Below are 6,011 nucleotides of genomic sequence, written 5' to 3' on the forward strand. Positions count from 1 at the left end.
CGTTTTAGGCAACACGTGTTCCCAACAAACTCATTGAAGCGAGGAGACCCGGAAACCTCAGATGCGAAGTTCGCTGAAGACGGAAATCAGGGTAGTTAGCGTTGCAGGAGACAGTGAACCAGGAAACCCAAGACCGAGTCCTTCCAAATGCGTGGCAAATCTGTAGAAAGTCGAGGTAAGCCTAGTGATTGAACCCCAGGTCGAAAAGTAGCCCCCCGGTCACGTTGGATGGCCGGGGGGTTGTGCTTTTTCCGGCGGCAGGCGCAGGAGTGCGGCGGCGAAGATAAACGATGAGGAGCAGGCGACAGCCTGCTTTTTTTATGCCCATTTTGGGGATATGAGATACTTTTGCAGCTGGATGTACGAAATGATGCAACAGGCGGGGGAGGGAACCCTTTGGGTGAAGGGGCGATGAGGCTCCTTTTCACAGCGGTCAGACGGCAGGCGGAGCAAGTCTTACCGGATAAAAAGGAGGTGAACCGTGTGGCCAAACTGTGGGAGTTATCCGGGCAATATCGGGATGCGGCCATTCGGCTGCGCGTTGGACTGGATGCCGCCCGCCGGCGACTGGAACAGGCGGAAGGGGTGGACCGGCATCAAATCTCACGGGAGATCGCGCTGCTCCAGCAGATGCTGACGGAGATGCGGGATCTGCGGCGGTTGGCGGAGGAGTATTACACCCGGCCAAGGAACTGGAAGTATACCACGGTAGGCCTGGTGGCGCCACGGATCGAGCAGCCATGAGTAAAGCGACAGAGATCAAAGAGAGAGCTTGCGCTCTGCGGACGGAAAAAAGGGAACTGGAAGCCAGGCTGGGACAGGCGCGGGGCAGGGAAGAGACAGCCATTGAAAGGGATCTGGCCCGTGTAAAAGAGGATCTGGTGGACTGCGCCCGGCAGCTGCGGGAGCTGCTGCCCGGACACAGGATCGGACGGGGCGGCGCCACCTGGAGCGGAGTGGAAGGCTGGCGCTGGGATCGGATCCAGCATCAGACGTGGACGGAACTGGAAGAAGCCGACTTGCCGGAGGGACCCACAGACCGGGATAAAATGCGCCTGGCGGTACGGGCCGCGCGCAGAGGAGTCACCCAAGCGCAGGAAAAATATCTGGCCGAGGCTGACCAGGGCAAGAAAGCGGCCCAGATTGCCCGGGAGACGGGCAGGCATCGCTCCACAGTCTGCCGCACCCTGCGCCGTGGGGAAAAGCGCATTGCGGAGGATGCAAGGGCGCTTTATCAGCTGTTGGGCCGGCAGGAGGGCGGGCCGATGGTGGTGGATCTGAGCAGGCCGGAAGTGCTGAAAGCGGTGTTGGATCGCCTCACCATCCGGCAGCAGACCTATTTATACCTTTATTATGGCGAGTGGCTCAGCCTACGGGAGATCGGTTCGCTACTGGGGGTGGATCACGCCTCGGTGCTGCGCTCCATCCGGTGCGGCCTCAAGCGGGTGGAAAACCTGTCTTTGGGCGGGCAGATCGAGGTGCGGGGACTGGATCACCTGGAGGAGCGGCTGATGGAACATTTCAATGACCTGCCTCCGGCGGAAGAAGTAAAGCCGCGCCGAAGCTATCGAAAAGTGGGACTTCCGGCCAGAACGCCAAAGCCGGTGACCTTGGTTCCCTTGCTGCTGCGCTTTATACGCAGAGGACAGACACGCATGGCCCGATTGGGAGAACCCCGGTTGGAATTGGGGGCGAAGGACTGGGGCAGCGGACGGCTGTTGGAGTGGTTAAAGCAGCGCAGAAGCGAACAGCCGGAAAAGAAAAGCCTGCTGCGCCGGCTGCTGTATCATTTGTTTATATGGATCAGGAGGGATCTGGATGTTGAGCATCATTGAGATCAAGGCCAGGGCGGATGGCGGTCACGGTTTACAGCGTCAAAGCCATCGGACTGCGTGCTGGCTGGAAGGGTGGGTGGCTGTGCCGCCCCAGCTGGAGGAGGCGGCCTGGAGCTGTAAAGGGTTCTGCGACCTGACGATTCAGGACGGTGTGCTGGTGGGTCTGACCCCCGGTCAGATACCTGAGGTGGAGACGCCGGAACAGTCGGAGCCTACCGAGATGGAGCAACTGCGTGCAGACGTGGACTATCTGGCTATTATGACGGGGGTGGAACTGTGAACGTGTATGAGCTGGCCAAAAAATATTATCCCAGAATGTGGGATCTGGAGCGGCTTCAGACTTTGGTGAGCGCCGGAAAGCTGTCTCAGGAGGATTGCGACGCCATAGTAAAGGAGAAGGACAATGGGTAACAGTTCCCTGGTGGTCTATGCGAAACCGTCTCCCAACCGCACCAGCCCCCGGAACCACCGGATCGATACCATTACCATCCACTGCATGGCCTCCGACGCCTCAGTGGAGAGTTGCGGCGCCCTGTTTGCCCAGAGCGCCCGGCAGGCCTCATCCAACTACGGTATTGGCAGCGACGGGCGGATTGCCCTTTATGTAGACGAGGCAGACCGATCCTGGGCCAGCTCCAACGCCGCCAACGACCACCGGGCGGTGACCATTGAGGTGGCCAGTCAGGCACAGCACCCCTATGCCGTGACAGATACGGCGTATGCCGCCCTTATCGATCTGTGCGCCGATATCTGCAAACGAAATGGCATCAAAAAACTGCTGTGGCAAGGCGACAAGTCCTTGGCAGGACAGGTGGACAAGCAGAATATGACGGCCCACCGGTGGTTTGCCGCCAAGGCCTGTCCGGGAGATTATCTGTACAGCCGGTTCGGGGATATCGCCGCCCGGGTCAATGAGAGATTGGAGGAACAAGACGTGAGCGTAGAGGAAGCAAAGAGTCTGTTAAAGGGTAGGGCCGGACTGAGCGACGAGACCATACAATTTTTGTGGTCCTATCGGTTCGGAGATCAACTGTTGGTGAAACTGGCCGAAGCCATCAAGGGAGGGAGCTGAATGGAGCATGTCAATGCCTTTAAAGCGGCTGTAGCCGCCTTCTGCGGAGCCCTTACCGCCCTGTGGGGGTGGTTCGGCTGGGTGGTGGTGGCCTGGGTAGTATGTATGGTCATCGACTATGCCGCCGGTTCCGCCGCGGCGCTGCGGGCGGGGGAGTGGTCCAGCAAGTCCGCCCGGGACGGGATCTGGCACAAGCTGGGCAGTGTGGTGGCCGTCATGGTTGCAGCCATTTTGGATACTGTTATCGGTCATCTGTTGGCCAACCTGCCCGGGGTGGAATTGCCTTTTACCTATACCGTGCTGTTATGTCCCCTGGTGGTGATCTGGTATATCCTGACCGAGGCGGGTTCTATTATTGAAAATGCCGGCGCTCTGGGTGCGCCTGTCCCGGAATGGCTGGCCAAAGCCATAGCGGCGCTGAAATCTCAGGTGGACGAAAGTGCCCCTTCGTCCGGCAAAGACTGCTGAACAAAGACATCCCCAAAAAAGAAGGACAGCCTTACAGGCTGTCCTTCTTTTTTGAAACATAAGCCCCTAAATAATTATTGACAAACAATAATTTTTCTGCTATGCTCAAGATGAAATTATAATAAAACAATAATTCGAGGTGAGGAATATGACACGCAGACATAGTTTGATCCTGCTGTGCGCCGCCCTGGCAGGGGCTCTGGCGGCACTGGCACAATCGGGCAGCGATCCTCAGATCTGGACGGGCTTGCTGGCTGCACCTGGCCTGGGACTGCGGGAACTCTCCCTGTCCGGCCTCTGGGGCAACCTGGGAGCCTGGGCCATCACCCTGGTCATCACCCTTCTGCCCCTGCTGCTTCTGGCGCTGCCCAAGGGCCGGAGGCCGCTGGTATGGGAGGACTGGCTGCTTTTGCCCGCCTGTGGGGTGGGGTTGTGCATGGTGTTCTTTTCCGTCAACCCAACCTTTCTTCCCGTGCCGCTGCCGGAGATGTGGCCCTTCATCTCCCTGTGTGTCTACCTCTCCCTGTTGGCAGCGTGGCTGGTTCTACAGATGCTGCGGCGGCTGGAGGGCGAGGAGACTGACCGGCTGGCCGGTGTGCTTCGCATCCTGCTGTGGGCCTGCGCCCTGGTGGCAGCCTTTGGAACGGCATACAGCCGGATCGGCGGGTTTGCCAGCCAGGCCATCCAGGCGTCGTTGAACAACCCTTCCGGTTATGAGCTGATCTTTGAGTCCAACAGTGTGAACGACGCCATTACCGCCGGTCTGATCCTCCAGTTTATTCTGATGCTGCTGCCTCTGGTGGCCGACCTGTTTACCGCCTTTGTACTGGCCCAGGCTGCCTCTCTCACCGCTGTGCTGAAAGCGGGGCTGTTCAGCCAGGAGGCTGTGGAGAGGTGTACTCTTACGGCCACCTGGTGCCGGCAGCTGGTGGTGTGGTCCGCCCTGCTCACCGCACTGAAAAACCTGTTTCAGCTTGCCTTCCTGGCGTTCCCGCTCCAGTCCGATTTTCAGGTGTATCTCCCGTTGTCCTCTCTGGTGCTGGCCACCGCTCTTTACCTGCTGTGCCGCTGCCTCCAGCAGGGCAAAGAACTCCAGGAGGACAACCAATCCATTATCTGAGGTGCCGCTATGGCCATTACCGTACATCTGAGCGCGATTCTGAAAGACCGCCATATGACCGCCAAGGAGCTGTGCGCCAAGGTGGGCATCACCGAGGCCAACCTGTCCATCCTGCGCTCCGGCAAGGCCAACGGTGTGCGCTTTCACACCATCAATAAAATCTGCTACTATCTGGACTGCGACGTGGGGGATATCCTGCGCTTCGACGGACGATTGGAGGATGAGGATGATGACGGCAAAGAGACGCCCTGACCGACGGTTGCTGATCCCGGCTACAGGGATCGCCCTTGTTCTGCTGCTGATATTGCTCCGGCCTGTCAGCCTGGCCCGGCCGGAGGCCCAGAACCCTGCTCAGGACCGCTGGGTGGGCTACTACATGGTTCTCCTGCCCACCGCTGATTATGACTTTGACCAGGAGTGGGAGACCTATGGGAACACGAAAATCCTGAATGCCAAACGCCAGAGCAACGGCAGATACGTCTTCACCGATCTGGAGGGGAAGGCTTTGTTCTTTGAGTTTCTTCCTCCCACCGACCCGGAGGACCCCTATTCCGCCACGGTTGCTTTCCAAAGCGGTGTGGCGGAGGTGGTCCATAACATCCATATCACGGATACCGGGAGTACCCATTCTCTCTCCGGTAAGCTGTATTGGGGCGCAGCAACCACGCCTGCCCCCGGCGGGCTTGGCTATCACTGGACAGCCTGTCAAGTCTATCAGCGGGAGGACGGCTCCCTCTATTTGACCAGAGGACAGTCCTATGGCAGCGGCGGTTTTATCCTCCAGCAGGAAACCCAATACACTTCCACCATCAACGGCGCCACCCAACATGATGCTCTCTCGGTGGAACTGTGTATGGAAATGATTCCCCGGTTGGAGTCCTGTACCTTCTTCCAGCTGGATGAAAACGGGGTGCTTCTGAACCAGACTACGCTGACCGAGGCAGAGGCCCTGGCCCTGACCGACGGCAGCTATCAGCTTCCTCTTGCAGAGGGCACAGCCTGTATCCTGATCCGTCAGGATGAGGAACGGGACGGCCAGACCTACACCACCCTCTCCCCCCAGCCAGACGGCAGCTTTACCGGCGAACTCTGGTTTTTGGACGAGGAAGGCATAGGCTGTCCGGTGGCGGTGCAGACGCAAAACACCGGCGGATCGGCATGACTGCGAAAAAGCTGTAAAAACAAAAAACCCCTGTAGTCGTTCAGACTACAGGGGTTATCTTTTGGTGACCCGTCGGGGATTCGAACCCCGGACCCACTGCTTAAAAGGCAGTTGCTCTGCCGACTGAGCTAACGAGTCAGATGGCTGGGATGGCTGGGCTCGAACCAGCGAATGCGGGAGTCAAAGTCCCGTGCCTTACCACTTGGCTACACCCCAACATAGCTGGTCAATAGCAAAGGGGCCGGAGCGGACGCTCCGGCCCTTCCGCCATTCATTTTATGGGGTGGGTGACGGGACTCGAACCCGCGACACTCGGAACCACAATCCGATGCTCTACCAACTGAACTACACCCA

At 58.7% G+C, this 6,011-nt stretch carries 9 protein-coding genes and 2 tRNA genes; 9 read left to right on the plus strand and 2 right to left on the minus strand.

Going from position 1 to position 6,011, the window contains the following annotated elements; translation table 11 throughout:
• Nucleotides 1–483: 483 nt before the first annotated feature.
• The 9 genes from Q0K43_RS09785 to Q0K43_RS09825 all read left to right on the plus strand — a co-directional run bounded on the left by Q0K43_RS09785 (nucleotide 484) and on the right by Q0K43_RS09825 (nucleotide 5,657).
• Nucleotides 484–744 carry a hypothetical protein gene (locus Q0K43_RS09785; protein ID WP_297290354.1) on the plus strand — a complete coding sequence of 87 codons (261 nt, stop codon included), beginning with the start codon at nucleotides 484–486 and terminating at the stop codon, nucleotides 742–744.
• Nucleotides 741–1,835 carry a hypothetical protein gene (locus Q0K43_RS09790; RefSeq protein WP_297290355.1) on the plus strand — a complete coding sequence of 365 codons (1,095 nt, stop codon included), beginning with the start codon at nucleotides 741–743 and terminating at the stop codon, nucleotides 1,833–1,835. Before Q0K43_RS09785 ends, Q0K43_RS09790 begins: the two co-directional genes overlap by 4 nt.
• Complete coding sequence (locus Q0K43_RS09795; RefSeq protein ID WP_297290356.1) at nucleotides 1,819–2,115, plus strand: toxin-antitoxin system toxin subunit; 297 nt, start codon at nucleotides 1,819–1,821, stop codon at nucleotides 2,113–2,115. Before Q0K43_RS09790 ends, Q0K43_RS09795 begins: the two co-directional genes overlap by 17 nt.
• Nucleotides 2,112–2,246: an XkdX family protein gene (locus Q0K43_RS09800; protein WP_297290357.1), complete on the plus strand. Its 135-nt coding sequence runs from the start codon at nucleotides 2,112–2,114 to the stop codon at nucleotides 2,244–2,246. The genes Q0K43_RS09795 and Q0K43_RS09800 overlap by 4 nt, the downstream gene beginning before the upstream one ends.
• Nucleotides 2,239–2,907, plus strand: coding sequence for a peptidoglycan recognition protein family protein (locus Q0K43_RS09805; protein WP_297290358.1), 669 nt, complete (start codon nucleotides 2,239–2,241; stop codon nucleotides 2,905–2,907). The genes Q0K43_RS09800 and Q0K43_RS09805 overlap by 8 nt, the downstream gene beginning before the upstream one ends.
• Nucleotides 2,908–3,375, plus strand: coding sequence for a phage holin family protein (locus Q0K43_RS09810; protein ID WP_297290359.1), 468 nt, complete (start codon nucleotides 2,908–2,910; stop codon nucleotides 3,373–3,375).
• A 148-nt stretch (nucleotides 3,376–3,523) separates the two neighbouring features.
• Nucleotides 3,524–4,495, plus strand: coding sequence for a hypothetical protein (locus Q0K43_RS09815; protein ID WP_297290360.1), 972 nt, complete (start codon nucleotides 3,524–3,526; stop codon nucleotides 4,493–4,495).
• A gap of 9 nt (nucleotides 4,496–4,504) precedes the next feature.
• Nucleotides 4,505–4,747, plus strand: coding sequence for a helix-turn-helix domain-containing protein (locus Q0K43_RS09820; RefSeq protein WP_297290361.1), 243 nt, complete (start codon nucleotides 4,505–4,507; stop codon nucleotides 4,745–4,747).
• Nucleotides 4,725–5,657 (plus strand): hypothetical protein, encoded by a 933-nt coding sequence (locus Q0K43_RS09825; protein WP_297290362.1) that lies wholly within the window; start codon nucleotides 4,725–4,727, stop codon nucleotides 5,655–5,657. Before Q0K43_RS09820 ends, Q0K43_RS09825 begins: the two co-directional genes overlap by 23 nt.
• 62 nt (nucleotides 5,658–5,719) lie before the next feature.
• On the opposite strand, the gene Q0K43_RS09830 is transcribed toward Q0K43_RS09825, so the two are convergent.
• Nucleotides 5,720–5,795, minus strand: a tRNA-Lys gene (locus Q0K43_RS09830).
• A gap of 3 nt (nucleotides 5,796–5,798) precedes the next feature.
• Nucleotides 5,799–5,873: transfer RNA gene (locus Q0K43_RS09835), tRNA-Gln, on the minus strand.
• Nucleotides 5,874–6,011 lie beyond the last annotated feature (138 nt).

The sequence above is a fragment of the uncultured Flavonifractor sp. genome (assembly GCF_944383115.1).
In the GTDB taxonomy this organism is placed as follows: Bacteria; Bacillota; Clostridia; order Oscillospirales; family Oscillospiraceae; genus Flavonifractor.

What these genes read in the sequence shown, in the direction of transcription:
- Q0K43_RS09790 (WP_297290355.1), top strand. Translation starts at nt 741, where the DNA reads ATGAGTAAAGCGACAGAGATCAAAGAGAGAGCTTGCGCTCTGCGGACG.
- Q0K43_RS09795 (WP_297290356.1), top strand. Translation starts at nt 1,819, where the DNA reads ATGTTGAGCATCATTGAGATCAAGGCCAGGGCGGATGGCGGTCACGGT.
- Q0K43_RS09805 (WP_297290358.1), top strand. Translation starts at nt 2,239, where the DNA reads ATGGGTAACAGTTCCCTGGTGGTCTATGCGAAACCGTCTCCCAACCGC.
- Q0K43_RS09810 (WP_297290359.1), top strand. Translation starts at nt 2,908, where the DNA reads ATGGAGCATGTCAATGCCTTTAAAGCGGCTGTAGCCGCCTTCTGCGGA.
- Q0K43_RS09815 (WP_297290360.1), top strand. Translation starts at nt 3,524, where the DNA reads ATGACACGCAGACATAGTTTGATCCTGCTGTGCGCCGCCCTGGCAGGG.
- Q0K43_RS09820 (WP_297290361.1), top strand. Translation starts at nt 4,505, where the DNA reads ATGGCCATTACCGTACATCTGAGCGCGATTCTGAAAGACCGCCATATG.
- Q0K43_RS09825 (WP_297290362.1), top strand. Translation starts at nt 4,725, where the DNA reads ATGACGGCAAAGAGACGCCCTGACCGACGGTTGCTGATCCCGGCTACA.